Source organism: Flavobacterium kochi (genome assembly GCF_048286715.1).
Lineage (GTDB): Bacteria > Bacteroidota > Bacteroidia > Flavobacteriales > Flavobacteriaceae > Flavobacterium.
Genome location: NZ_JBLVPW010000001.1, coordinates 424253 through 449603, shown reverse-complemented (window position 1 = coordinate 449603; position 25351 = coordinate 424253). Strand labels below are relative to the sequence as shown.

The 25351-nt window shown below is 34.4% G+C and carries 24 protein-coding genes; 14 read left to right on the top strand and 10 right to left on the bottom strand.

Going from position 1 to position 25351, the window contains the following annotated elements:
- Positions 1-46: 46 nt before the first annotated feature.
- Complete coding sequence (locus tag ACNQGH_RS01885) at positions 47-703, bottom strand: aspartate kinase (RefSeq protein ID WP_417954277.1); 657 nt, start codon at positions 701-703, stop codon at positions 47-49.
- A 452-nt stretch (positions 704-1155) separates the two neighbouring features.
- Positions 1156-2157 (bottom strand): S66 peptidase family protein, encoded by a 1002-nt coding sequence (locus tag ACNQGH_RS01880; protein WP_417954276.1) that lies wholly within the window; start codon positions 2155-2157, stop codon positions 1156-1158.
- A gap of 472 nt (positions 2158-2629) precedes the next feature.
- Here ACNQGH_RS01880 and ACNQGH_RS01875 point away from each other — a divergent pair, with 472 nt between their 5' ends.
- Positions 2630-3169, top strand: a complete 540-nt coding sequence (locus ACNQGH_RS01875; protein WP_417954275.1) for a 3-hydroxyanthranilate 3,4-dioxygenase — start codon at positions 2630-2632, stop codon at positions 3167-3169.
- A 118-nt stretch (positions 3170-3287) separates the two neighbouring features.
- Entirely contained in the window at positions 3288-4835 is a 1548-nt protein-coding gene (gene amaB / locus ACNQGH_RS01870) for an L-piperidine-6-carboxylate dehydrogenase (RefSeq protein WP_417954274.1), read from the top strand.
- Between the two features lie 128 nt (positions 4836-4963).
- On the opposite strand, the gene ACNQGH_RS01865 is transcribed toward amaB, so the two are convergent.
- Both ACNQGH_RS01865 and ACNQGH_RS01860 read right to left on the bottom strand, forming a co-directional pair.
- Positions 4964-5458 carry a DUF6646 family protein gene (locus ACNQGH_RS01865; RefSeq protein WP_417954273.1) on the bottom strand — a complete coding sequence of 165 codons (495 nt, stop codon included), beginning with the start codon at positions 5456-5458 and terminating at the stop codon, positions 4964-4966.
- Positions 5459-5503: 45 nt separating this feature from the next.
- Entirely contained in the window at positions 5504-6232 is a 729-nt protein-coding gene (locus ACNQGH_RS01860) for a metallophosphoesterase family protein (protein ID WP_417954272.1), read from the bottom strand.
- A gap of 547 nt (positions 6233-6779) precedes the next feature.
- Here ACNQGH_RS01860 and ACNQGH_RS01855 point away from each other — a divergent pair.
- Positions 6780-7556 (top strand): alpha/beta fold hydrolase, encoded by a 777-nt coding sequence (locus tag ACNQGH_RS01855; protein WP_417954271.1) that lies wholly within the window; start codon positions 6780-6782, stop codon positions 7554-7556.
- Positions 7557-7585: 29 nt separating this feature from the next.
- On the opposite strand, the gene ACNQGH_RS01850 is transcribed toward ACNQGH_RS01855, so the two are convergent.
- The 3 genes from ACNQGH_RS01850 to ACNQGH_RS01840 form a co-directional block, all read right to left on the bottom strand.
- A complete protein-coding gene (locus ACNQGH_RS01850; protein ID WP_417954270.1) occupies positions 7586-8731 on the bottom strand; it encodes an ATP-binding protein in 1146 nt (381 codons plus the stop codon).
- A gap of 71 nt (positions 8732-8802) precedes the next feature.
- Positions 8803-9564: an SDR family NAD(P)-dependent oxidoreductase gene (locus tag ACNQGH_RS01845; protein WP_417954269.1), complete on the bottom strand. Its 762-nt coding sequence runs from the start codon at positions 9562-9564 to the stop codon at positions 8803-8805.
- A 58-nt stretch (positions 9565-9622) separates the two neighbouring features.
- Entirely contained in the window at positions 9623-10495 is an 873-nt protein-coding gene (locus ACNQGH_RS01840; RefSeq protein ID WP_417954268.1) for an aldo/keto reductase, read from the bottom strand.
- Positions 10496-10707: 212 nt separating this feature from the next.
- On the opposite strand from ACNQGH_RS01840, the gene ACNQGH_RS01835 reads away from it, so the two are divergent.
- The 8 genes from ACNQGH_RS01835 to ACNQGH_RS01800 all read left to right on the top strand — a co-directional run bounded on the left by ACNQGH_RS01835 (position 10708) and on the right by ACNQGH_RS01800 (position 19894).
- Positions 10708-11712 (top strand): AAA family ATPase, encoded by a 1005-nt coding sequence (locus ACNQGH_RS01835; protein WP_417954267.1) that lies wholly within the window; start codon positions 10708-10710, stop codon positions 11710-11712.
- 87 nt (positions 11713-11799) lie between these two features.
- Positions 11800-12663 (top strand): DUF58 domain-containing protein, encoded by an 864-nt coding sequence (locus ACNQGH_RS01830; protein ID WP_417954266.1) that lies wholly within the window; start codon positions 11800-11802, stop codon positions 12661-12663.
- A 113-nt stretch (positions 12664-12776) separates the two neighbouring features.
- Entirely contained in the window at positions 12777-14408 is a 1632-nt protein-coding gene (locus ACNQGH_RS01825) for a hypothetical protein (protein ID WP_417954265.1), read from the top strand.
- On the top strand, positions 14408-15409 hold the full coding sequence (locus ACNQGH_RS01820; protein ID WP_417954264.1) for a vWA domain-containing protein: 1002 nt from the start codon (positions 14408-14410) through the stop codon (positions 15407-15409). Before ACNQGH_RS01825 ends, ACNQGH_RS01820 begins: the two co-directional genes overlap by 1 nt.
- 40 nt (positions 15410-15449) lie before the next feature.
- A complete protein-coding gene (locus tag ACNQGH_RS01815; protein ID WP_417954263.1) occupies positions 15450-16484 on the top strand; it encodes a VWA domain-containing protein in 1035 nt (344 codons plus the stop codon).
- 87 nt (positions 16485-16571) lie between these two features.
- Positions 16572-17324 (top strand): tetratricopeptide repeat protein, encoded by a 753-nt coding sequence (locus ACNQGH_RS01810; protein ID WP_417954262.1) that lies wholly within the window; start codon positions 16572-16574, stop codon positions 17322-17324.
- A gap of 20 nt (positions 17325-17344) precedes the next feature.
- Positions 17345-19099, top strand: coding sequence for a BatD family protein (locus ACNQGH_RS01805; protein ID WP_417954261.1), 1755 nt, complete (start codon positions 17345-17347; stop codon positions 19097-19099).
- A 51-nt stretch (positions 19100-19150) separates the two neighbouring features.
- On the top strand, positions 19151-19894 hold the full coding sequence (locus ACNQGH_RS01800) for a tetratricopeptide repeat protein (RefSeq protein ID WP_417954260.1): 744 nt from the start codon (positions 19151-19153) through the stop codon (positions 19892-19894).
- Positions 19895-19956: 62 nt separating this feature from the next.
- Here the strand turns inward: ACNQGH_RS01800 and ACNQGH_RS01795 are convergent, their stop codons facing one another.
- Complete coding sequence (locus ACNQGH_RS01795) at positions 19957-20460, bottom strand: CvpA family protein (RefSeq protein WP_417954259.1); 504 nt, start codon at positions 20458-20460, stop codon at positions 19957-19959.
- 153 nt (positions 20461-20613) lie between these two features.
- On the opposite strand from ACNQGH_RS01795, the gene ACNQGH_RS01790 reads away from it, so the two are divergent.
- The 3 genes from ACNQGH_RS01790 (at position 20614) to ACNQGH_RS01780 (ending at position 22737) form a co-directional block, all read left to right on the top strand.
- Positions 20614-20970: a hypothetical protein gene (locus ACNQGH_RS01790; RefSeq protein ID WP_417954258.1), complete on the top strand. Its 357-nt coding sequence runs from the start codon at positions 20614-20616 to the stop codon at positions 20968-20970.
- 189 nt (positions 20971-21159) lie between these two features.
- The gene (gene pheS, locus ACNQGH_RS01785) at positions 21160-22179 is read left to right on the top strand and encodes a phenylalanine--tRNA ligase subunit alpha (RefSeq protein WP_417954257.1); all 1020 of its coding nucleotides are present in this window, start codon (positions 21160-21162) and stop codon (positions 22177-22179) included.
- Positions 22180-22329: 150 nt separating this feature from the next.
- The gene (locus ACNQGH_RS01780) at positions 22330-22737 is read left to right on the top strand and encodes a hypothetical protein (RefSeq protein WP_417954256.1); all 408 of its coding nucleotides are present in this window, start codon (positions 22330-22332) and stop codon (positions 22735-22737) included.
- A gap of 138 nt (positions 22738-22875) precedes the next feature.
- Here the strand turns inward: ACNQGH_RS01780 and ACNQGH_RS01775 are convergent, their stop codons facing one another.
- Positions 22876-23871 (bottom strand): NAD(P)H-dependent glycerol-3-phosphate dehydrogenase, encoded by a 996-nt coding sequence (locus ACNQGH_RS01775; protein ID WP_417954255.1) that lies wholly within the window; start codon positions 23869-23871, stop codon positions 22876-22878.
- A gap of 315 nt (positions 23872-24186) precedes the next feature.
- A complete protein-coding gene (locus tag ACNQGH_RS01770) occupies positions 24187-25350 on the bottom strand; it encodes an iron-containing alcohol dehydrogenase (RefSeq protein ID WP_417954254.1) in 1164 nt (387 codons plus the stop codon).
- Between the last annotated feature and the right edge of the window lies 1 nt (position 25351).

Genomic DNA, 25351 nt, shown 5'->3' with positions numbered 1-25351 from the left:
TAAAAAGGCTGGGAGCTTTAAAATAGATAATAGATAATAAGGAATATTAAGTCTTCAAATCCTTAATCACTTTGAAAGCGACATCCACTTCATTTTCGCTCACTAAAATAGTAAACTCATTTGAGGTCGAAATTACTTCATTTATGATAATTCCTTCCCAAGCCAAACGTTGGAAAATGAAATAGTAAATACCAGGTACAACAATATTTTCTTTAGGCAATTTTACGGTTATTGAAGCCAGATTATCCAGTTTTTGAATCAATTTCTCATTGGCAAAGTGTTTGTCAACTAGGTGATTGATGGTGTTGCTTACCACAATATTAGTTTCATTTACGCCTCTTGACGAGGTATAGAAAATGTCTGGAAAAGCATTCAAATCTGTAATTAATTCAGCTTGTTTATTTAAAACAGTATCAGAAGCGGCAAAAGTATAATCGGTTAATTCTGAGCGAACTGTTATTTCTCCAATGTTTTTTATTACTTTATTTATTTTATGATTTAATCTAAAATCTAATTCTTCAGTAAGTCTTTTTAGAGACATAACAACAGCTCCTTGTTTTACTTCTTTGCCAAATTCTGATTCCAATTCAGTCATTATATTTCGAGATAAGGAAGTCAAATTAATGATTCCAAGAGATAAAGCATTTAATAAAAAAGGCTTTGTTTTGATGTAATTTTCTACAATGGATGAAACAGTTTTCATAATGCATTAGGTGTTTTTACGTAGTTTTTACTTAGTTAGAGTGTCAAAAATCTATGCAAAGATAGATAAAAAACAATTTGTTACAAATATAACATTAAATTTTTTTGTTAAAAATGATAAAAAATATTTATAAGGTGTTCAATTACAAAAGATTTGCCTTTTTTATGGGTAGTAGTAATGTCAAATCGGACTTCAATGTCTAAATTTATTTTACTTACGAAAGTAGGTACGGACTTTACCGAAAGCTGTATTTTTGTGGTATTTATAAATTTTTTTTGGCACAGCAAATTCTAAGCAGAGAGAGGTTTTTACTTCAAAAACAGCTGCTGTGCTTTCTTTTTGGGCAAGAATGTCAATTTCGGAAGGAAGTCCAAATTGGTAAAAGTAAGTATTCAGTGTTCAGTCGTAGCTTTCAGTTCGCAATCAAAAATTGTTAATCGCAATCAATTTTTTTACTCAAATACGACAGTACTGGAATTTTTGTCCAAATGCAGCATTACTTTACTGCCTAAAATCAATGCTCTGTTATCATGAATATGTCCCGCCGGAAAATTATAAATAACAGGAATGTTGTATTTTTTAGTGACATCATCAATGATTTCAAGGGCATTTTTTCCCCACGGAATATCATTGTCTTTCATTTTTGACATAGCACCAACAATAATTCCCATGATACTTTCCAGACAGCCATTGCGTTTTAAATTGATCATCATACGATCAATATGATATAAGTATTCGTCTAAGTCTTCTATAAATAATATTTTATCGGTGCAATCTATAGCCGATTTTGATCCAAATAAGCTATACAAAATGGATAAATTTCCACCAACCAATTCACCGGTAGCATCACCAAATCGGTTCATTGCATTTGGTTCAATCGTATATTTTAATGGTTCCCCAAACATTGCAAGTCGCAGCGTTTCAATGGCTTCAGGAGTTGCTTTTGGGATGCTGATTGGCATAATACCATGGATGGATTTGAAACCCATTGTATTCAAGTGATTGTGCAAAACAGTGACATCGCTAAAACCAATAATCCATTTTGGACACTGTTTAAATTTGGAAAAATCTAATAAATCGATCATTCGTACTGTACCATAACCGCCACGAACGCACCAGATTGCTTTGATGTTTGGATTGTCCAATTGTTCTTGGAAATCAGCGGCGCGCTGTTCATCCGTACCGGCCAATTGATTGTCATCTAAACCAATGCTTTTTCCAATAACTACTTCCAGCCCCCAACTATGCAACAAATCTATTGCAGGTTTAAGGTTGTCGTCTATATTTTTTCTGGCTGTCGCCAATATGGCTATGGTGTCTCCTTTTTGTAAAATTGGTGGTGTAATCATTACTGTATTGGCTTGAGAATTGAAAGATTGGAAAACAAAAATAAGAAATAGGAATTTATATAAAGCAAAATTTCTGTTTGTGAAAGTAAATCGAGTAGCATGCATCTTTATTGCTTTTTTCTAAAATAAATCAAATAATGTGATTTTGAAGGTTAAAACAAAGATAGACAATTACAGGAGAACTCTAAGTTTCGTTCGGATCACTATTTTTATAACAAAACAGGGAAAATTTATTGATGGAGATGCTGCCTGTTGCTTTCCTTATTTTTGTTTTTCCACTTGGAATTTTTAATCCGTAAGAATATATAAAAAAGGATGGATATTATTGCCTATCGGAATGCTTGGGATATTTTCAGCTAAATTTTGTGGAAAAGGGAATTTATAACAAATCGTTTCTTGTACAAATCCATGATAGGTATAATGGTTGTCCGCTTGGGCAAGATGGCGCAAGAATGAAATTTACAGACCCCTTTGCGGTTTGTATTTATTTAATTAGAGAAAAAGGTAATCTAGTGGATATCTTCAGAAGTGCATCTAAGCCTATTATTTCATAACTTTACATTTAAAATTAAAAATAATGGCAATTGCAAAACCTTTCAATCTCAATAAATGGATAGACGAAAACCGTCATCTACTTAAGCCGCCAGTTGGCAATAGAAATTTATACCGAGAATCAGGTGATTATATCGTGATGATTGTGGCGGGTCCAAACGCCCGAAAAGATTATCATTATAACGAAACTGAAGAATTATTTTACCAACTCGAAGGGTCTATCAAAGTGATTATTCAGGAAGATGGCGAGCGTAAGGAAATGGAACTTAATGCTGGCGATATGTATCTTCATCCTACAAAAGTTCCTCATTCTCCGGTTCGTTCCGAGGGTTCAATAGGTTTGGTGATCGAAAGAAAAAGAGCCGGAAAAGGATATACGGATGGGTTATTGTGGTTTTGCGATAATTGCAACCATAAATTGTACGAAGTATATTTTGAATTGAATAATATCGAAAAAGATTTTCTGCCGCATTTCGAACATTTCTATAATTCTGAAGCATTGAGAACCTGTGAAAAATGTGGAACTATTATGGAAACTGACCCTAGATTTATATCCAAAAAATAATTTTAGGAACAATTTGCCACTGTAGGGGCACAATAAATTAAAGCAGCAATGTTTAGTATTTCATGTTAAAACAATATATTTGTAAAAAAATATAACAATTTTTAATAAAAAAGTTACAATGACAACAACAGCAACTCAATTTAGAATAAAAGAAGCTCTAGAACAATTAGGAATTGTAGCCATAAATGAAGGAACATCAACCGGAGCAGACAATTTTGCAAACGGAAAAATCATCGAAAGCTACTCTCCTGCAGACGGTACTCTAATAGGAAAAGTAAAAACTTCTTCTAAAGAAGATTATGAAAAGGCTATGGAAAAAGCTTCGGCAGCTTTTCTGGAATGGCGTATGGTTCCGGCTCCTAAAAGAGGCGATATCGTTCGTCAGATGGGAGATGAATTAAGAAAATTTAAAGAACCTTTAGGAAAACTGGTCTCTTATGAAATGGGAAAAAGCCTTCAGGAAGGATATGGTGAAGTTCAGGAAATGATTGATATCTGTGATTTTGCCGTGGGTTTATCCCGCCAGTTGTATGGATTGACAATGCATTCTGAACGGCCAATGCACAGAATGTATGAGCAATACCATCCGATAGGAACCGTTGGAATTATTTCAGCATTTAACTTCCCGGTAGCTGTTTGGAGCTGGAACGCAATGATAGCTTGGGTTTGTGGGGATGTTGCGATATGGAAACCGAGCTCAAAAACACCTTTATGTGGAGTTGCTTGTCAGAATATTATAAAAAGCGTTTTAAAAAGAAATAATGTTCCCGAAGGAGTCAGTTGTTTGGTAACAGGAAATGAATCAGGGGATTTAATCAACAATGACAAAAGAATTTCGTTAGTATCATTTACAGGATCAACAAGAATTGGGCGTCACGTATCAAAAACGGTTGCAGAACGTTTTGGAAATACGATTTTGGAATTAGGAGGGAATAATGCAATTATTGTTTCGGAACATGCTGATATCAGTATGGTATTGGTTGGAGCAGTTTTTGGAGCTGTGGGCACAGCCGGACAACGTTGTACTTCTACAAGACGTTTAATCATTCACGAAAGTGTGTACAACAAAACCATTAGCGTGTTGAAAAGCGCATACAGTCAATTGCAAATTGGAAATCCATTGGACGAAAATAATCATGTTGGACCACTTATTGACAAAGGGGCTGTTCAGGATTATTTGGATGCAATTGAAAAAGCAAAATTAGAAGGTGGAAAAATCATTGTAGATGGAGGGTTGCTAGAAGGTGAGGGATATGAAAGTGGCTGCTATGTAAAACCATGTATTATTGAAGCTGAAAATCATTTTGATATCGTTCAAACGGAAACTTTTGCTCCTATTTTATATGTAATGAAATACAGCGCAATTGAAGAAGCGATTGCCTTGCAAAATGGAGTTCCACAAGGGCTTTCTTCTTCCATTTTTACAAATAGTATAAGAGAAATGGAATTGTTTCTTTCTCAATCTGGTTCTGACTGCGGAATTGCAAATGTAAATATTGGTACTTCGGGAGCAGAAATTGGTGGTGCTTTTGGTGGTGAAAAAGAAACTGGTGGCGGACGTGAGTCAGGATCTGACGCTTGGAAAGCCTATATGAGAAGACAAACTAACACAATTAACTATGGTGCAAAATTGCCTTTGGCACAAGGTATAAGATTTGATTTGTAACATAACGAGCCAAGGTTAAACTAAAAAAGACAATTTGAAAGCTAAATTTCAGATTGTCTTTTTTTTCTTTAAGAATTGCTAAGCGAACTCAACAAAAAATCTTTTTTATTGTTGCGGTTAAAACCGTTCTACATATTAAACGAAGCGCCAATGTTAAAAGTAAATTGGTTGTTCAAATGATTAAAAACTTCAGAATTGCTATCGTATTTTGCTATTGGAAAACCAGCTTCAGAATAAATACCAAAACCTTCTGAAAAGAAATAGCGCATACCAACATGTCCGCCAAAGTTTTTAAGCCCTAAACTCAATCCAGGATAAACATCTAATTTCTCATCTATTTTTAGAACGTTTCCTAGATTGGCATTAATTCTAAATTTAGCATCAAAACGATCTTTGAATTCCGGTTTTTCACCTAAAACCTCATTTACGCCCAGTAAATAAGATCCAACGAATCCGTAGGATAGGTTTTCACCGATTCCAAAATCAGTAGATACCTGAATTCCGGTTCCGCCATCTTGAATATTAGCTCCTACATTAAATTTCGCATCACCCTTTCCTTTAAAAGCCTGCGCGTTTATCAAACTAAATGACAGTAACAATGCCAATGTAATAATCTTTTTCATATTCTTGAGAATTTATAATTTTTTGCAAAAATAGTTTTTTTTAAACTAATTCCTACCTTTTTCATTTGGATATAAAGTCATCAAAGGTTCGCTTTGCCAGTATTCTTTTGAGTCAACATCCATAATAGTTAATGGACCTTTGAAAGCAGCGCCGGTATCTAAATTCCAAATACAGGCCATTTGAACCGGAATGGTTTTCCCGATTCGCGAAACGGGCGTGTGGCCAATGTAAATTTCATTGTATAATGTAAATCGTTTGGGATAAAATAAATCACCTGCTTTTATCGTTTTGTCCATCGCCAAAGCGGTTTCCCACAAGGTTCTGTCCCAATAAAAAAGTCCAGGAAAATATTCAAAGTCGACACCATTCATATTGGTAAAGCCAGCATGAACAAATAAGCGGTTTTGTTCATCAAGGTAAAAATTTTCCAGTGATTGAAGGAATTCAATATGTTTTTTCTTGGTTTCCTTATCAACTGTTTCATAAGCAATAACCGTTGCTTCGCCCCCATGCTTGTACCACATGAGATTGTCGTTACTTTTTTTATTAAGCCATTCTAACAATAAATCGTCATGATTCCCGCGAATACAAATACAGTTCTGTTTTTTTTGTAATTCAATTAAATAATCAATTACCTGTGGTGATTGACTCCACCCATCAACATAATCTCCCAGAAATATTAAGGTATCTTTTGTAGTTACATTGGCTCTTTCCATAATTTGGTGCAGTGCATGCAAACCACCATGTATATCGCCTATCACGAGTGTTCTCATTTCTTGTAGTCTCAATTAATTTGTATACAAAAATAGCAGAAAAAACGGTTTTGTTTTATAATTTCCGGTTTAAATACAAACAGTCGAGACAGAAAAAAAGTAGACCGATAACTAAAAATATTTTTTGAACTCATTGGGAATTTCGCTGATTGGTTTTATGAGTGTAATACTGATCGTATTTGTTTGAAATACAAATTATTAATGTAAATTTCAGGGTTGAAATTAGAATTTCAGTTCGCAAAAAAATCACTGTTTTTGGTGATAGTTTGATAAAATATTTTAAGTTATTTTTACAAAAACTTTAAAACGTATACGATGAATGCAGTTCTCGCTTTGTTGCTTCTATTGACCAGTTTTATATGTCAAGTGATAAATGAATTCCTAGTTTGGTTAGCGGCTTTGTGGGCATAAAGCAATGCCTCGAAAATAGTAATAGTTTATTTCTATTTTTTTGTACATCCTATTTAATCCACCTAAGAATTTCAAGCCAATCTCGGATAGCTTTCAAATTTGTCTTCCTCTGTAAAAGATAGAATTTCAAAATAATATGAAAATATACCTACAGATACTATTTTGCTTTCTTATAATTAGTTGTGCTTCAAATAAAAATACCGCTAACGAAAAAAATACTAATCAAAATTTTGAAGTTAAATTAGACAGTTCAAATTGGGTTGATACTTCAAGAAAACGATCAATTCCAGTTGCATTTTATTTGCCAAAGACAAACCAAAAAATTATAAATCAAAAAGTGGTAATTGTCAGTCATGGTTATGCAGAAAATAAGCCTGGAGCTAATAAGGGCTATTCTTATTTGACGAAAAATTTAGCTTCGAAAGGTTATTTTGTAGTCAGTATTCAGCATGAATTACCAACGGATGATTTAATTCCGAAAACAGGAACTCCTCAAGTTGTACGACGGCCAAATTGGGAAAGAGGAGCAGAGAATATTTTATTTGTTCTGAATGAATTGAAAAAGATAAATCCAGATTTAGATTATAAACATTTAATCCTAATCGGGCATTCTAATGGAGGTGATATGACTGTTTTATTTGCTCATAAATACCCTGATTTAGTAGATAAAATAATTTCGTTAGACAATCGCAGAATGGAGTTGCCCAGAACTTCTCAACCTAAAATTTATTCATTACGATCCAGTGACCAACCTGCTGACGAAGGTGTTTTGCCAACTGTTGCAGAGCAAAAAAAATTCGGTATAACAATCATTAAACTTCCTAATACAATCCATAATGTCATGAGTGACAGCGGGAATGAAAAACAAAAAAGAGAAATTAATGCCTATGTCAGACGTTTTTTACTGGAGTAAAATATTTTAATAATTATAGCAACTAAATGTCACTGAACATCATATTTCATTTTTCTCAAAATCCGTAACGCTTCTTTAAATGATAAATACACCTGCGCAAAAGGTTTTAAAAGCAATTTGGCGTCAATTAGTTTTTGCTTGGCTTCTTCAAAACCGTTCAGGTAGCAAATCATGAAAGTGGAAGGCAAATTCTCTAAATCTTTGCGTTCTCTTTCGGACAACGAAAGTCCTTTTTGGAGTTTGTTCAACAAAGCAATATTGGCATTGTAAATGTGAAATAATAGTTTCCTATTGAATTCCGGCGGCTGAAAAAGCATTTCCCTTTCAATTTTGTAATACCCATTATCATGAAAATGAATGGTTTGTTTTTCTAAAGGATAGTAACTCGTTTTGTCATTCAAACCCAAAGGGACATACTCAATAATCGTAAAAGTGTCCTCGTCAAAAGTGATTTCCACAACATCCTGAGCGGAATAAAATAACTTAATTTGTTCGTTTATTAGCTCAATATCCACACGTGATAAATAGGTTTTATCACGTGACTTTTTGGCAATTCCGGCCCAGCAAATTACAAATAATTCCTTGAATACTTTATATTTTGGCGACATGTCTTTGTGCCGGAAATTCATGAAATCAATGACACCATCTAGCGTATATGCAATACTATTTCTAGAATTATTTTCGATACCAATAACCGTTTCCGTATTCTGATAATTCTTTTCGATTTCGATTTCGCCTTCAACCGGCATCGTATTACTGCCTCGCCTTATAAAAACGCTGTTGGCAGGAATGGTGTTAATTCCTTTTTTGAAATAGGACGTTTTGCTTTTTGGTTTGATGGTAACCAATCCGATCACTTTATCTTTTGGTAAATTTGGGAATGGCACATTTTCATACTGTATTTTTGGCGGATTTTCCAGATAAGCATTTACTAAATTCTGGATCCGGCTATCGTCAAAGAAATCATCGCCAACAATAGTATTGTCTTGATCTTCAACGCCAACAACAATATAGGAATTGTTCGCAGGATTTGAATTGGATAAGGCACAAATGTGTTTCAAAAACTTGGCTTTTCCTTCCCGAGTATGCAAATTCAACTGACGCTTTTTGTCATAAAAACTGCTTTCATCATTGTGAGCGAGAAGGTTTTTAATTAAAATCCGTTTATTGATCATACTATTAATTATTATTTATTTTCTATTGTCGGACTATTCGATTTTAGAAGATTTTCCAAAAATTGACCAGTCTAATTGTCTAAAGATCTATTTAAAATAGTCGGAGAAGCTTGTGCAGTCGGATATACAATCAAATCGGCAATATTCACATGATAAGGTCGGGATACTACAAAATGGATGATATCAGCGATATCCTCAGGTTGTAAGGCTTTAAAACCTTTGTAAACATTAGCGGCTTTGTCTGCATCACCTTTGAAACGCACTTCACTGAATTCCGTTTCTACGGCCCCGGGATGAATGGCACCAACCCGAATTCCATAAGGATTCAGGTCCATGCGCATGGCTTGGTTCAGGGCATCGACAGCATGTTTTGAAGCGCAATATACATTTCCGTTTAGATACACTTCTTTTCCGGCTATGGAGCCAATGTTGATAATATGACCTGATTTTTGCTCAATCATTCGCGGGATTATTGCTTTCGAAACGTACAAAAGGCCTTTTACATTGATATCAATCATGGCATCCCAATCATCTAAGTCTCCATCTTGGATGGAATCCAGACCGTGCGCATTTCCAGCATTATTAATCAATACATCAATTTTAGAAAAGGTTTCCGGCAAGGAATTGATACTTTCAAAAACGGCTTTTTTATCGCGAACATCGAATGATAAAGTACGAATTTCAGTAAATTCAGAAAGTTCTTTTTCGAGTGCTTTCAATCGGTCCTCCCGGCGTCCACAAAGAATGATTTTATAATTGTTTTTGGCTAATATTTGTGCGGTTGCTTTACCAATTCCACTGGTTGCACCAGTCACTAAGGCTATTTTGCTCATGTGTTTTTTATGTTTTTTCAATCATCTTATTTCTATTCTTTGCGATCCGAAAACCTGATTATGGCACTTCATTTCCCATACTCGCTGTCCAAATGGCAAACCAGTCTTCGTACTCCAATTCTAATTCAGCCGCTTTCATCAACAGTTGAATTCTTGATACATTAACTGTTCCGGCAATAGGAATGACTTTGGAAGGGTGTTTTAAGATCCAGGAAAGTAGGATTGTATCAGCGCCAAAATGGTATTTTGAAACTAAAGTTGCCAATAATTTTTTTAATCGATGGGTTTGTGGAATATCTTCTCTAAAAACACTTCCCAACGGATTCCATGACATAGGACGAATGTTGTTTGTTTGCATATAATCGAAACTTCCGTCAACCATGGGCTCAAAATTTGTAGCAGAGAATTGCACTTGATTAAAGCTGATTTCCGTTTTCTGACGAATCAGTTCTGTCTGCGAAGAAGTAAAATTTGATAGACCAAAATCTATTATTTTTCCGTCCGATTTTAGTTTCAAAACCGCTTCGGCAATTTCATCTGCTTGCATTAAAGGACTTGGTCTGTGCAGTAAAAGTACATCCAAATACTCGCTGTGTAAATTTTTTAATGAATTTTCAACAGACCAAATAATATAATCTTTTGAATAATTGTAATGTTTTACGGTATTTTTACGATTTTCTGTCACCATTTGAATACCACATTTAGAGATCAGCTGTATTTTTTCTCTTGCAATTTTGCTTGAGGCAAATGCTTCTCCAAATTCAGATTCAGTGGTATAGGCGCCATATATGTCGGCATGATCGAAGGTGGTAATTTTGTTTTCTAAACAGATATTAATCATGTTTTCCATTTCTTTGGTGTTGAGATTTTTATCCCAAATTCCCCAATTCATGACACCAGCAACGATAGGTGATAATTTTGTTTTACTCATGGTTTTTATTTTTTATTGAAATTCGTAATTCTTCGAATTCAAAGCATATTTTTCAAAGTTCTTAAAAATATGAAAATTGTATCATAATTCGTCCTTAAAATTAAGGGTTTGGTCGAAGTTTTAACCATTTTTTAACATCTTACGTCTAAAAAAAAATTCAATTTGCACCATCAAAACGAAGGCATTAAATTCAAGGTTTTAAAAATAATAAAATGGAAGAAAATACAGCGACTTTAGACATTAGAGCAATCAATGAAAAAATTGAAAGAGAGAGTGCTTTTATAGACCTTCTCACAATGGAAATGAACAAGGTTATTGTGGGTCAAAAGCACATGGTGGAGCGTTTGTTAATTGGACTTTTGGGTCAGGGACATATTTTGTTGGAAGGAGTTCCCGGATTAGCAAAGACATTAGCGATAAATACCCTTTCACAAGCTGTTCAAGGATCTTTCAGCAGAATACAATTTACTCCTGATTTATTGCCTGCCGATGTTGTTGGGACAATGATTTACAACATCAAACAAAATGAATTCTCGATAAAAAAAGGTCCTATTTTTGCTAATTTCGTCCTTGCTGATGAGATCAATCGAGCGCCAGCCAAAGTACAATCGGCATTGTTAGAAGCAATGCAGGAAAAGCAAGTGACTATTGGTGATACAACTTTCAAACTTGACAGACCATTTTTAGTTTTAGCTACGCAAAACCCAATTGAGCAAGAAGGAACGTATCAATTACCTGAAGCTCAGGTCGATCGTTTTATGTTAAAAACGGTTATTGATTATCCAAAAATGGAAGACGAACGACTAGTGATTCGTCAAAACCTAAAAGGGAGTTATGAAAAAGTAAATCCTGTAGTTTCGGTAGAACAAATTTTACGGGCTCAAGAAGCAGTTCGTGAGGTTTACATGGATGAAAAAATAGAAAAATACATACTGGATATTATTTTTGCCACACGTTTCCCCGAGAAATATAAATTGGCTGATTTGAAACCATTAATCAGTTTTGGAGCTTCTCCACGTGGAAGTATCAATTTGGCGAATGCCGCAAAATGTTATGCTTTTATCAAACGTCGAGGATATGTAATTCCAGAAGATGTTCGTGCTGTAGTTCATGACGTGTTGCGTCACAGAATTGGAGTTACTTACGAAGCCGAAGCTGAAAATATTACTTCAGTGGATATTATTAACAAAATCGTAAACGAAGTAGAAGTACCTTAAAATCAGATTGGAGTTTGCAGATTTCAGATAACAGTCTTAGAGGACTTTTATCTGAAATCTGAAATCTATAATCTGAAATCTGAAAAAATGGATACAAAAGAGCTTTTAAAAAAAGTACGAAAAATAGAAATCAAAACCCGAAGATTGAGTGATCATATTTTTTCGGGAGAATATCATACCTCTTTCAAAGGACGTGGAATGACGTTTAGCGAAGTGCGTCAATACCAGTACGGAGATGATATTCGTGCTATTGATTGGAACGTAACAGCGCGTTATAACGAAGCACACGTAAAAGTTTTTGAGGAAGAACGGGAATTGACCATGATGTTAATGGTTGATATTTCAGGTTCTGAGAGTTTTGGTTCAAAAAATCAATTTAAAAAGGATATTGTTACGGAAATTGCCGCAACAATGGCTTTTTCGGCGACTCAAAACAATGACAAGATAGGTTTGATTTTATTTTCAGATGAAATCGAATTGTATATACCTCCTAAAAAAGGAAGATCTCATGTGTTACGCATCATTCGGGAATTGATAGAATTTCAGCCCAAAAGCCGTAAAACAGATATTGCTCAAGCATTGAAATTTTTATCTGGAACCCAGAAAAAGAAAGCAATCGTGTTTGTGATTTCTGATTTCATGTCGGAAGATTACGAACAAACATTAAAAATAGCTTCCAAGAAACACGATATAACGGGCATTCGCGTATATGACATTCGAGAAGAAAAAATGCCGAATTTAGGTATGGTTTCCATGCTTGATGCTGAAACTGGAGAAATCGAGCTGATAAATACTGGTTCAAAATCAGTGCGAATGAATTATGAAAAACAGTATCACGACAAAGTGAACTATTTTAAAGAAACATTCAGCAAGTCAGGTTCAGGTGTTGTAAACACCAGAGTTGACGAAAGTTATGTCACCAAGTTATTAGGCTATTTTAAATCGAGATAAATCCCTTTCCGGTCGCCCTAAGGGGAAGTGGATGATAGAGGATTAAAATTTTCACAACTCGGCTTCCTTTTCTTCGGAGAGGACTGAGTGAGGAAAAAATATTTAACATAAAAATGAAAATTAGACTTTACCTACTTTTTTTACTGGTTACAACGTTTGTTTTTGCACAACAAAAACAAGTAGTCACGAGTATTGACACGATTAAAAATAAAATTGGTGCGGAATTTAAATTATCAATAAAAACTACCGTTGATACATCGGCTAAAGTGATTTTTCCAAAATTAAAAAACTTTGGGGCTTTAGAGGTAATTCAGTCCTATCCTATTGATACCATCAAAACGGATGGCCGTTATGAATTAATCAAAAAATACGGTTTAACCCAATTTGATTCCGGTAGATATGTCATTCCCAGTATAAAGATTTTTATCAATAGTAAACCGTTTATGACGGATTCTCTTTTGGTTGAAGTTGCGAATGTTAAAGTGGATACTTTAAAACAAAAAATGTTCGATATCAAGGGTATCGCTACAGCGGATACTTCAATAGGAGATTGGTGGAAATATCTTTTGATAATCGCATTGATTGTTGGAATTGGAGTTTTGATTTATTGGTACATTAAAAAACGCCAAGAGAAAAAATTACAAGAAGAAATTCATAAAACTCCAATAGAAAAAGCGACCAGTTTGCTGGATACTTTAGAGAAAAAAGAACTTTGGCAAAAAGGAGAAGTTAAAGCTTATTATAGCGAATTAACGGATATCGCCAGAAATTATATTGAAGAAGCAATAGAAATTCCAGCAATGGAAAGCACTACATCGGAATTGATTCAAGGACTTAGAGCAGCCTCTGTTAAAAAGAAAATGACGCTTTCTCAAGAAACAATTGAGAATCTCGAACGCGTTTTGAAACAAGCAGATTTGGTAAAATTTGCAAAGTCTAAACCATTGGATTTTGAAATTACCGAAGACCGAAATAAGATTCAAAAAGCAATTCTGACATTAGATAATTCTATTCCTATAGAGGTTCCTGTAGAAGAAGATGTTTTATTGAATGAGGCACAAAGACAGAAACAAATACAAATTCAATTGCTAAAAAGGAGAAATAAGCGGATCGTTACTGCAGTTGTTTCGGTTGTCTTTTTACTGGTTGCAACCACCACTTTTTTTATTGTTTTAAAAGGATTCGATTATGTAAAAGACAATGTTATTGGCAATCCCACTAAAGAATTATTGGAGGGCGAATGGGTGAAAAGTGATTACGGGAATCCGGGTGTTATAATAGAAACTCCAAAAGTGTTAAAAAGAGTCGATTTGACTAAAACGCTGCCTAAAGACGGAATGGCACTGATTAAAGAAATGCAATCTTTTGTTTATGGAAGTGTTTCAGATCATTTTTATTTGTTGGTTTCTACTTTAAAATATAAAAAAGAGACGGAAATAGATTTGGCAAAATCGATGGACGGTGCATTGCAATCATTAGAAGCCCAAGGGGCTCAAAACATGATTGTAAAACAAGAAGATTTTGAGACAAAAGAGGGGATTAAAGGGCTCAAAGCCTACGGAACATTTTCGAAAATAGACGGGGATAAACAAAGTAGTGTAAAATTATATTATGAAGCATTATTGTTTAGTCAAGAAGGCGGATTACAACAAATTTTACTTTTTCACGAAGAAGGAGATACGTACGCAAATGATATATCAAAACGCGTTTTGAGTTCTGTCGAATTAAAACAAGCAAGTAAATAATGGCTAAAGTAACTTTTTTAAACCCAGAATTTTTTTGGTTATTTCTTCTGATTCCAGTTGCAATAGCCTGGTTGTTTTGGAAAAAGAACCAACAATCAGCAACATTAAAAATAAGTTCAATACAAGGATTTAAAGGCACGACTTCTTATTTAGCAAAGCTGAAACCAGCATTGAATGTGTTTCGCATTTTGGCTTTATGTTCTTTGATAGTGGCAATGGCAAGACCAAGAACAGTTGATGTAAGCAATAAAACAAAAACGACCAAAGGAATTGATATTGTCATGGCAGTAGATGTTTCCGGAAGTATGCTTGCCAAAGATTTGAAACCAAATAGAATGGAAGCCCTAAAAAGAGTGGCGGCAGATTTTGTTGAAGAACGACCTAACGATAGAATTGGATTGGTGGTTTATGCCTCGGAAGCATATACAAAAACGCCTGTAACAAGCGATAAAGCCGTTATTCTTGATGCTATCAACAGCATAAAATATGATAATGTGCTCAAAGATGGAACAGGAATAGGAATGGGATTGGCTACCGCTGTAAACCGTTTGAAAGACAGTAAAGCGAAGAGCAAAGTAATTATTCTTTTGACAGATGGAGTGAATAATGCGGGATTCATCGAACCGGAAACAGCATCAGATATAGCAAAACAATACGGAATAAAAGTATATACCATAGGAATAGGGACAAACGGAATGGCGATGTTTCCCTATGCGGTAGCACCAAATGGGCAGTTTTTATTCCAAATGATGAAAGTGGAAATTGACGAACAATTGATGAAAAGTATTGCCAGAAAAACGGATGGAAAATATTTTAGAGCAACAAGCAATAGTAAACTTGCTGAGATTTACGCATCAATCAACAAACTGGAAACAACTGAAATCGAAGAACTAAAATTCTATGATTATGATGAAAAATTCAGACCATTTATTTGGTTTGCGGGTTTTCTGCTATTACTGGAAATAGGATTACGAAATACGGTTTTTAAAAGCTTTATATAATGAGAGTCACAAATTGAAAACTGTGACTAAAAAATAAAAAATGGAATTAGACGAAAAAAAATATTTATACCTTCTTTTTATACTACCTATTGTGGTGTTGGTTTTTCTAGTTAACCTATACTGGAAAAGAAAAAAGCAACGCGAATTTGGAGATTTAGATTTGGTAAAGAAACTAAGCCCGGAAAGCTCTGTTTTTAAGCCAGTTTTGAAGTTGGTATTGTTATTACTAGCATTACTTGGACTGATTCTTGGATTGGTAAATCCAAAGATCGGTACCAAAATGGAAACTGTAAAACGAGAAGGAATTGACATTGTTTTTGCAATGGATGTATCCAAAAGTATGTTGGCCGAGGATGTAGCACCCAATCGTTTGGACAAAAGCAAGCAAATTGTTTCGCAAATTATCAATCAATTAGGAAGTGACAGAATAGGAATCGTAGCTTATGCCGGAAGCGCTTTTCCAGTATTGCCGATCACAACGGATTATGGAGTGGCAAAGATGTTTTTGCAAAGCATGAATACAGGAATGGTTTCTTCTCAAGGAACATCGCTGGATGAAGCTATAAAATTATCGTCAACTTATTTTGATGATAAGAGTAAAACGAGCAAATTGTTGATTCTGATTTCTGATGGTGAAGATCATTCTGAAGGTGCCGAAAGTGCTGCTGAAGAAGCCAATAAATTAGGAATGAAAATTATTACGATTGGAGTTGGAACTGAAAAAGGAGGAACGATTCCATTGAAGAGAAACGGAATTGTAGAAAGTTTTCAGAGAGACAATAACAATGAAGTCGTGATAACTAAATTGAATCGGGCAGGATTAGAAGCTATAGCAAAAGCCACGAAAGGCGGTTATGTAAACGGTAATAATACCAAAGAAGTGTTGGAGTATATCAAGAATGCGTTGGATAAAATTCAAAAAACAGAATTTGAAGCTACAGAAATGGCTGATTTTCAATCACAATTTCAATGGTTTTTAGGCTTTGCTTTTGTTTTCTTATTTCTGGATATTTTTCTTTTGGAAAGAAAAACAAGTTGGGTTAACAAATTGAATTTATTTAACGAGAATAAATAAAATATAAAGAGCAAAGTGCCTGGAAGTAGCTCCTTTATTGGAGCTCAAACAAAAAATATACTTTGATGCTTACATTTAAAAAATAAAATGAAGAACTTAATTTTACATCTTTTATTACTCATTTCTTTTGTTGTAAATGCACAACAGAAAGACAGAATATTGCCTAAAGCAAATGAGGAATATGCTGAAAATAAATTTGCAGATGCCGAAGCCAATTATAGAATTTCAGATTCAAAATTTCCGAATAAAACTATTGCTCCATACAATTTAGGAAATGCTATTTATAAGCAAAATCAGGTTGCAGAGGCAAAATTTGCTTACGCGAAAGCATTAAAAAACGCTAAATTAAGACCGGATAAACATCAGGCCTTTCATAATTTAGGAAATGTTTTCATGAAAGAAAAGGATTATACTCAGGCAGTAGAAGCGTATAAAAATGCACTCCGAAATGGCCCTGCAGATGAAGAAACCCGTTATAATTATGCGTTGGCAAAGAAAATGTTAAAAGAAAATCCACCAAAGGACGACAAGAAGAAAGACGACAAGAAGAGCGATAAGGATAAAGACAAGAAAAAGGACGATAAGAAAAAAGACAGCGATAAAGATAAAAAGAACGACAAAGATAAAGACAAGAAAGACGACAAGGGAGATAAAGATAAAGATAATAAAAGTCCTAAGCCAGATGATAAAGGAGAGCCAAAACCAGCACCAGGAGGAATCTCTAAACAACGTTTAGAAAATCTTTTAGATGCAGTAAATAAGGAAGAAAAGAAAGTTCAGGATAAGGTGAATGCCCAAAAAGTAAAAGGAAAACCAATGAAAACGGAGAAAGATTGGTAATTCAATTAGATAATTTGAAAATGAAAAGATTTATAGCAGTAATTGTTTTAATAGTGTGTAACTCACTCAGCGCTCAAGTACAATTTGAGGCTAGAGTAAGTAAAACCACGCTAGGCTTAAACGAAAGACTTCGAATTGATTTTATAATGAATGTAGACGGGGATAACTTTAACCAGCCCTCTTTTGATGGATTTAGAATTATAGCAGGACCAAGTCAGCAAGTGAGTCAGTCTTGGGTGAATGGCAAGAGTTCTTTTGAAAAAATATATTCTTATTTTCTTTTGCCAAATCAAAAAGGATCGCTAGTTATCAAGCAAGCTGCAATAGAATTCAACGGGCAAATTTATAAAACGTCGCCCATAAGAATTAATGTTACCGCAGCAACGGAACAACCGAGAGATCCAAACGACACCAGTGTTTCAGCAGATGATAATATTTATCTTGTTGCTGATATTTCAAAAACAAGCCCTTATATAAACGAACCGATTACAGTGGTTTATAAACTGTATTTTAGTTATAATATTGGAATCACTAATTGGCGGGAACTCAACAAACCGAAATACAATGATTTCTGGAGTCAGAATATCGACATCAAGCAGCTTGTTGCTGAAGAAGGGATGTTTAAAGGACAAAAATACCGTTATGTGGTATTGAGAAAAACCGTTTTATATCCGCAAAAGTCAGGAAAGTTAGCAATAGAACCTTTGTCATTAGATATTGATGTGCAATTGCCTACAAACCGTCGCGATATGTTTGGACGTGTAATTGTTACCGAAGGTAGTAAAAGGGTTTCTGCGGGAACAAAAACGATAGCTGTTAAAGCGCTTCCTGAGGCGGGAAAACCGGAAGATTTTTCGGGAGCTGTTGGTAATTTTGATTTTAAAGTAACACCAACAAAGACCGATTTAAAAAATGGAGAAAGTCTTGATTTAACTGTAAGTGTAACTGGAAAAGGGAACATGAAATTGTTCAGCTTGCCAAAACCGGTCGTACCAAACGCTTTGGAAATGTATGATCCGGTTCATAATGAGCAGGTAAATACGCCACTTTCCGGAATGTCAGGAAAAATTGCTGATAGTTATACCATTATTCCCCAGTACAAAGGAAATTATCCCATTAAACCAATGAAATTTTCTTATTTTGATTTGGGTTCAGGAAAGTATAAGACTATAAGTTCTAAGGAGATAATGATTAATGTTCTGGATGGTCCTACAGCTTCGGATGCTACTACAGCATCCAATTCAGGGGAGAATAAAAATAAGATAGAAAACGTGGAACAATTTAAATTCATCAAGTTAAAAAGCAATCTTTTGGCGATGAATAAGAAAGATTTCTTTGGGTCTAATTTGTTTTACGGATTGTTATTTTTCCCATTTTTATTATTGCCTTTGATTGTATTATTCAAAAAGAAAAAAGAAGCTATTGACGGGGATATTGCGGGAAATAGAATCCGCATGAATAATAAATTGGCAAAGAAATATTTGTCAGAAGCCAAAAAGCAAATCAACAACAAAGAACTGTTTTATATTGCACTTGAAAAAGCGATGCATAATTTCCTGAAAGCTAAATTACATATTGAGACTTCAGAAATGAGCAAGGATAATATTCAGGAACTTTTGTTGTCCCGAAATGCAACTCCAGAAGCGGTAAATGATTTTATTGCGCTTACGGAGAACTGTGAAGTAGCACGATATGCACCATCATCAAGTGTTGCGATACAACAGGATTTTGATAAGGCAGTCTTTATAATCTCCGAGTTAGAAAAACAGATATAAATTTAGATTTACGATTAACAAAAAGTCAATCGACAACTTATAACTTTTGAAATGAAAAAATTACTATACATACTCTTATTTTCAACCCAAATTTTCTTTGCCCAAAATGGCTTTGAAAAAGGGAACGCCTATTACGAAAAAGGAAAATATGAGGAAGCTGTTACAGCTTACGAAAGCGTTTTGAAAGACAACAAATATTCGTCAGAATTATATTTTAATTTAGGAAATGCGTATTACAAATTGAATAAAGTAGCGCCTTCCATTTACAATTATGAAAAAGCATTGGTGCTTAATCCCAATGACAGCGAATGTATAAATAACTTGAAATTTGCGCAAAAAAGAACGATTGATGAAATTAAAATGGTCCCAAAAGTAGGATTTGGAAAGCTAGTCCGTGATTTCACGGGAATTTATCACTATAATACCTGGGCATGGATTTCGGCAGGACTTGCAACATCATTCTTGTTGTTTTTTCTGGGATATTATTTTTCAGAAGCAACAGTGTTAAAAAGGATTTTCTTTTTTGGGATGTTCGTCCTTATTTTTTTGATCCTAATAAGTATTTCATCTGCTATTTTTGAAAAAAGCCATTTCGATACTGAAAAACCGGCTATCGTTTTTGCAGAAATTGCAGATGTGAAAAGCGAACCTAGAAATGGAGGTCAGGCAATCTTTGTGCTACACGAAGGAACCAAAGTGTATGTGGAAGAAATCATTGGAAAATGGAAAAAAGTGCAATTAACCGATGGAACCGAAGGCTGGATTGATAGCAGTGCAATAAAGGAAGTGAAATAGTTCAGGTTTTGAGCTAGATTCTTTTTCTTTAATAAGCATTCTTTTACGCTGAAAACTGCCTATTATTTTTGCTTTAAGCCGTCGTACCATTTTGCTATATAAGGAAAAATATACCCTGCAGTTTTTTGGATTGGATTATAAAAGAGGGATTTGTCCAACGTTTCTTTTTTGGCTAAAATATTATTGAAATTTATTTTTTCAAAAATTGTAAAGACAATACTGATTATCAAAATTGTTTTTAGCACCCGGAAGAAACCGCCACCTAATTTATTCAACCACCCTAAAAAGGCTAAATCCGCCATTCCAGTAAGGAATTTTCCCAAAAGCGTTATTCCAATCACAACAAGAATAAAAGTAAAAACAAAAGCAATAACCTGAATGGTTTGGGGGCTCCAATGAACAAATCCTGCCAATATTCCCTTCATGAATGAGGAGAATTTTATAGCAAAATAAATTCCGGCCAATAATGAGACCAAAGAAGCTAATTCTACAAAAAGTCCATTACTAATGCCCTTATACAAGGCATAAACAAAAAACACACCCAAAATAATATCTAAAAATCCCATGATAATCAATTAGTAAAAATAAAAGAGCAAATATAAAAGAATTGTTTGGTATCAATTGCCAATTAACAAGTTCTTATCTTTGCAAAAAAAATAATTTGATTGTCATTTTTGAAACCTATTATCAAAAATCGGTAATCTATAATCAAAATAGAAATGTCAAGAGACACACAACTTAAAGAACGCTGGGAACAGCTTGTAAATATTCTTTCTAATCAATTTTCGCAAGGGGAAGATTTAGATCTCGATGCTATTATTTATCTTATTGGAGTACAGGAATTAGGAAAAGTACATAGTGAATACAAGAAAGACGAAAAATTAAATCTGATGCACATCGCGATTTGCAGGTTATTAGAGCCTTATGGATTCTATGAATTCGAGTTTTTTGATGAGGAAGGATGGCCACATTACAAAGTAAAAGAAGAATTACCACCATTAAAAGCAGGGGAACAATCGGTTTTAATGAAAGAAGCAATTGTTAATTATTTTATTGAAAGAGCGCTTATTGATTAGTATTCAGTAAGTAGTTTTTAATATAGTGTAAAAACACAGGCTTAAAAGGACTTATGTTTTTTACCAGATTTAAAAAGAGGTTGAATACAGGAACAATGCAATCTCACAATTTAGGAAGGAAACTTTAAACTTTAAAGAGTATACTTGGAACAAATTCCCTAAATTTGCACTCTCAATTATTGAATGAAAATGATAGATAAGATAAAAGAATATATTGGTGAAGCCCAAGCTTTCTCAACGCAAAACACAGCAGATTTAGAAGCATTCCGAATTAAATTTCTTGGAAGTAAAGGGCTTTTGAAAGACCTTTTCGCTGAATTCAAAAATGTTCCTAACGAACAGAAGAAGGAATTTGGTCAGGTAATTAATCTGCTTAAAACTTCTGCCGAAGATAAAGTAAAAACCATACAAGAAGCTTTAGAAAGTAAAGAAGAAATCAAAGGTTTTTATGGGGATTTGACGCGTTCGGCTGAACCAATTACTATTGGCTCTCGTCATCCTATTTCATTGGTAAAAAACCAAATTATTGACATCTTTGCGAACATTGGCTTCAACGTTTCTGAAGGTCCGGAAATCGAAGATGACTGGCATAATTTTACCGCATTAAACTTGCCAGAATACCATCCGGCGCGTGATATGCAAGACACGTTTTTCATACAAACCAATCCTGATATTTTATTACGCACACACACATCATCTGTGCAGGTGCGTTACATGGAGGATAACAAACCCCCAATTCGTACCATTTCTCCTGGGAGAGTTTTCCGTAATGAAGCTGTATCGTCACGTTCACACTGTATTTTTCATCAGGTGGAAGGATTGTATATTGATAAAGATGTTTCTTTTGCTGACTTAAAACAAACACTTTTGTATTTCACTAAAGAGATGTTCGGGAAATCAAAAATCCGTTTGCGTCCTTCTTATTTCCCATTCACCGAGCCAAGTGCCGAGGTTGATATTTATTGGGGACTGAAAACAGAAACCGATTATAGAATTACCAAAGGAACTGGTTGGTTAGAAATCATGGGTTGTGGAATGGTAGATCCTAACGTTTTGAAAAACTGTGGCATTAATCCTGACGAATACAACGGTTTTGCATTCGGAATGGGAATTGAAAGAATCGCTATGTTGTTGTATCAAATCGGCGATATCCGCATGTTCTACGAAAATGACGTTCGTTTCCTGGAGCAATTTAAATCAAGCATATAATAAAAATTCATCCGAGCGTAGTCGGAGAACTAGCTATTTTTAGCTACACATTAATTTTTGCTGTCCATAAAAGCAAGAAAAGTTTCCATCTGAGCTACGGAATTTTAGTTTGCAAGAAATTGGAGTCTAACATCTATTATCTTTAAAAAAATGAAAAAAGACATTATCATCCCCGAAGTAGAAAACGTATTCCTTGCTGCAGTTCAGGAATGGAGTGACGATTTTATGGAAAAGGTGTGGTATGCCTATTTAATCAACGATAGTGATTACCTGATAGAAAGTGTCATGGTCGTTTCCAAAGCTTTTGGAACCATTGATGGTGAAATGAAAAAAACTTCTCTTTTGCGTCATGCTTTTGTGGAAGTGCCACCAGTTTCAGTTGTGAAAATTGAAATGATAGAAAAAAGTGTTTTGGCACTCAATAATGAGTTCATGGTGACCTTTTTTATTGGTGACAAATTACACGACAAAAAATTCATTTTTAAAGCACATTCCATCAATGAGGATTTTGTGGAAGAAGTGCCTATTTTATTCGTCGACGGAGTTATTGTGAGGTAAATTACTTTTGGTTTCAAACTTGAAATTAATAGCATAATTATAAAAACAAAAAACAAAAGGCACTATCTTATGCAGATTAGTGCCTTTTGTTATTAAGGTGCAAAAAATAGTGTTTTTATTTTTAAGAGTGCTATATATCTAATCCAGCTTATCCGTCAAGGCCTTAAAAACCGTTTTAGCATCCTTTCCTTCATATAAAATTTCATAAACGGCATCTATAATTGGAGTTGCCGCTCCATAAGCCTGATTGAGTTTAAAAGCACTTTTTGCAGCATAATAACCTTCGGCAACCATGCTCATTTCCATCATTGCTGATTTTACGGTGTAGCCTTTACCAATCATGTTTCCGAACATTCTATTTCTGGAGAATACGGAATAACCGGTAACCAATAAATCGCCTAAATAAGCCGAATCATTAATGTTACGTTTCATTTTATGAACTTTTTTGATGAATTTTTTCATCTCTCGAATTCCATTACTCATTAACACCGACTGGAAATTGTCACCATAACCCAATCCGTGAGCCATTCCGGCTGCAATTGCATAGATATTTTTTAGCATGGCGGCATATTCAGTTCCTATTATATCATCTGTAATCTTCGTTTTAATGTAATTTCCGGATAGATTTTTAGCAACAATTTTAGCTTTCTCATCATCGCCACAGGCAATAGTCAGATACGACAATCGTTCCATAGCAACTTCTTCTGCATGACAAGGACCGGTAATTACACCGATATTATAATAAGGAATGTCATATTTAACATGGAAATGTTCGCCAACAATCAAACTCGTTTCGGGAACGATACCTTTTATTGCCGAAAAAATAATTTTATCTTTCAATGAAACCGTCAATTTCTCTAATTCAGCATCTAAAAAAGCGGATGGGATAGCAAAGATTATATAATCAGCGTAAGCCACAGCCTCATTTATATCACTGGTGAGTTTCAGTTTTTTGACATCAAATTCAACAGAGCTTAAATAATTTGGATTGTGTCTGTAGGTTTTAATATGTTCTATAGCAGCTTCATTACGCATATACCATGAAATCTCCGAAAGATTAACACATAGCATCTTTGCAATTGCCGTCGCCCAACTTCCCCCGCCAATCACTGCAAATTTTATATTTTCGGTCATTTTTTTATTAAATTTAATCAAAAGTACTTAAAAAAGTAGTGATTATACAAATAAAATTGGAACAAGAAATTGGTATTCTAAGACTTTTTAAAAGGTATGATTATGAGAGATAAGAAATAATTTTACTTATTTTATTTTTTAACACAATATATATATCTGATTTGCGTTCTATATGATTATAAATTAATTATTTAACAAATATAATGCGTATTGAATTAGTTGGTTTTGTTTTAGTATTTTAAAAGGCGTACCTATTGTAAAGATGAGGACGCCTTTTTAATTATGCTAAAGTAAATCAGCAGTAGTGTTTTTGAATTAATAGCTCATTTCTACAATCGACTGTACTTTTTCTAAAGTAATATTTTGTTTTTCACCCAATGCTTTCCAGCCACGCTCTTCAAAACGTGTTACAATAAAGTCGGCGGTTTTTTTGAAATCCTTTGTGTAATCAGATAATTTGGTTTGCATTCCCATTGTGTGAAAAAATGCAACTGTTTTGTTGATGGCTTCGTTCGCAATTTCATCATCAGTTCCGGTCAAATTAAAAATACGTTTTCCGTATTGTGTTAATTTATCTTTTTTGGTGGCAAACATTACTCGGTACAAATTTGGACCAACAACCGCCAAAGTCCGGGCGTGATCAATTCCGTACAAAGCTGTCAATTCATGTCCAATCATATGTGTTGCCCAATCCGAAGGAACTCCTTTTTGAATTAATCCGTTTAAAGCCATCGTACAACTCCACATAAAATTAGACGCCAAAGCATAATCTTTAGGATTTTCAACAACTTTTGGTCCTACCTCAATTAAGGTTTGTAAAATTCCTTCTGCAATTCTGTCTTGAAGATACCCTTCATGCGGATATGTTAAATATTGTTCCAAAACATGAGTGTAAGCATCAACAACACCGTTTTGCAATTGTCTTTTTGGTAAAGATTCAATTACAGTTGGATCACAAATGGAGAACTTTGGGAATAATGCCGAACCTCCAAAAGCTAATTTTTCCTGAGTTGCCTCAATAGTCACTACGGCTCCGGAGTTCATCTCGCTGCCGGTTGCCGGCAACGTTAGAATAGTTCCAAAAGGAATAACTTTAGATGGCTCTTTAATCAGCAATCTCTTTTGAAGAATATCGATGGGATTTCCATCAAAATGTACAGCTGCAGAGATGAATTTTACGCCGTCGATTACTGAACCACCGCCAACGGCAAGTATAAAATCTATTTTTTGTTCTTTAATAACCGCAACCGCTTTCATCAACGTTTCAAAATGTGGATTTGGTTCAATTCCTCCAAATTCTACGATTTCAAAACCTTTTAGATTATTGATTACCTGCTCATGAATTCCATTTTTTAAAATACTTCCACCGCCGTATGCCAAAAGGATTTTTGCTCCTTGTGGGACTAATGTGGATAATTTTTCAATTTGTCCTTTCCCAAAAATCAAGTTTGTGGGATTGTATAGTTCGAAATTTATCATT

Bases quoted from the DNA above. Each gene is read 5' to 3' on its own strand.
- ACNQGH_RS01885 (WP_417954277.1), bottom strand. From the start codon at position 703: ATGAAAACTGTTTCATCCATTGTAGAAAATTACATCAAAACAAAGCCT.
- ACNQGH_RS01880 (WP_417954276.1), bottom strand. From the start codon at position 2,157: ATGCATGCTACTCGATTTACTTTCACAAACAGAAATTTTGCTTTATAT.
- ACNQGH_RS01875 (WP_417954275.1), top strand. From the start codon at position 2,630: ATGGCAATTGCAAAACCTTTCAATCTCAATAAATGGATAGACGAAAAC.
- amaB (WP_417954274.1), top strand. From the start codon at position 3,288: ATGACAACAACAGCAACTCAATTTAGAATAAAAGAAGCTCTAGAACAA.
- ACNQGH_RS01865 (WP_417954273.1), bottom strand. From the start codon at position 5,458: ATGAAAAAGATTATTACATTGGCATTGTTACTGTCATTTAGTTTGATA.
- ACNQGH_RS01860 (WP_417954272.1), bottom strand. From the start codon at position 6,232: ATGAGAACACTCGTGATAGGCGATATACATGGTGGTTTGCATGCACTG.
- ACNQGH_RS01855 (WP_417954271.1), top strand. From the start codon at position 6,780: ATGAAAATATACCTACAGATACTATTTTGCTTTCTTATAATTAGTTGT.
- ACNQGH_RS01850 (WP_417954270.1), bottom strand. From the start codon at position 8,731: ATGATCAATAAACGGATTTTAATTAAAAACCTTCTCGCTCACAATGAT.
- ACNQGH_RS01845 (WP_417954269.1), bottom strand. From the start codon at position 9,564: ATGAGCAAAATAGCCTTAGTGACTGGTGCAACCAGTGGAATTGGTAAA.
- ACNQGH_RS01840 (WP_417954268.1), bottom strand. From the start codon at position 10,495: ATGAGTAAAACAAAATTATCACCTATCGTTGCTGGTGTCATGAATTGG.
- ACNQGH_RS01835 (WP_417954267.1), top strand. From the start codon at position 10,708: ATGGAAGAAAATACAGCGACTTTAGACATTAGAGCAATCAATGAAAAA.
- ACNQGH_RS01830 (WP_417954266.1), top strand. From the start codon at position 11,800: ATGGATACAAAAGAGCTTTTAAAAAAAGTACGAAAAATAGAAATCAAA.
- ACNQGH_RS01825 (WP_417954265.1), top strand. From the start codon at position 12,777: ATGAAAATTAGACTTTACCTACTTTTTTTACTGGTTACAACGTTTGTT.
- ACNQGH_RS01820 (WP_417954264.1), top strand. From the start codon at position 14,408: ATGGCTAAAGTAACTTTTTTAAACCCAGAATTTTTTTGGTTATTTCTT.
- ACNQGH_RS01815 (WP_417954263.1), top strand. From the start codon at position 15,450: ATGGAATTAGACGAAAAAAAATATTTATACCTTCTTTTTATACTACCT.
- ACNQGH_RS01810 (WP_417954262.1), top strand. From the start codon at position 16,572: ATGAAGAACTTAATTTTACATCTTTTATTACTCATTTCTTTTGTTGTA.
- ACNQGH_RS01805 (WP_417954261.1), top strand. From the start codon at position 17,345: ATGAAAAGATTTATAGCAGTAATTGTTTTAATAGTGTGTAACTCACTC.
- ACNQGH_RS01800 (WP_417954260.1), top strand. From the start codon at position 19,151: ATGAAAAAATTACTATACATACTCTTATTTTCAACCCAAATTTTCTTT.
- ACNQGH_RS01795 (WP_417954259.1), bottom strand. From the start codon at position 20,460: ATGGGATTTTTAGATATTATTTTGGGTGTGTTTTTTGTTTATGCCTTG.
- ACNQGH_RS01790 (WP_417954258.1), top strand. From the start codon at position 20,614: ATGTCAAGAGACACACAACTTAAAGAACGCTGGGAACAGCTTGTAAAT.
- pheS (WP_417954257.1), top strand. From the start codon at position 21,160: ATGATAGATAAGATAAAAGAATATATTGGTGAAGCCCAAGCTTTCTCA.
- ACNQGH_RS01780 (WP_417954256.1), top strand. From the start codon at position 22,330: ATGAAAAAAGACATTATCATCCCCGAAGTAGAAAACGTATTCCTTGCT.
- ACNQGH_RS01775 (WP_417954255.1), bottom strand. From the start codon at position 23,871: ATGACCGAAAATATAAAATTTGCAGTGATTGGCGGGGGAAGTTGGGCG.
- ACNQGH_RS01770 (WP_417954254.1), bottom strand. From the start codon at position 25,350: ATGATAAATTTCGAACTATACAATCCCACAAACTTGATTTTTGGGAAA.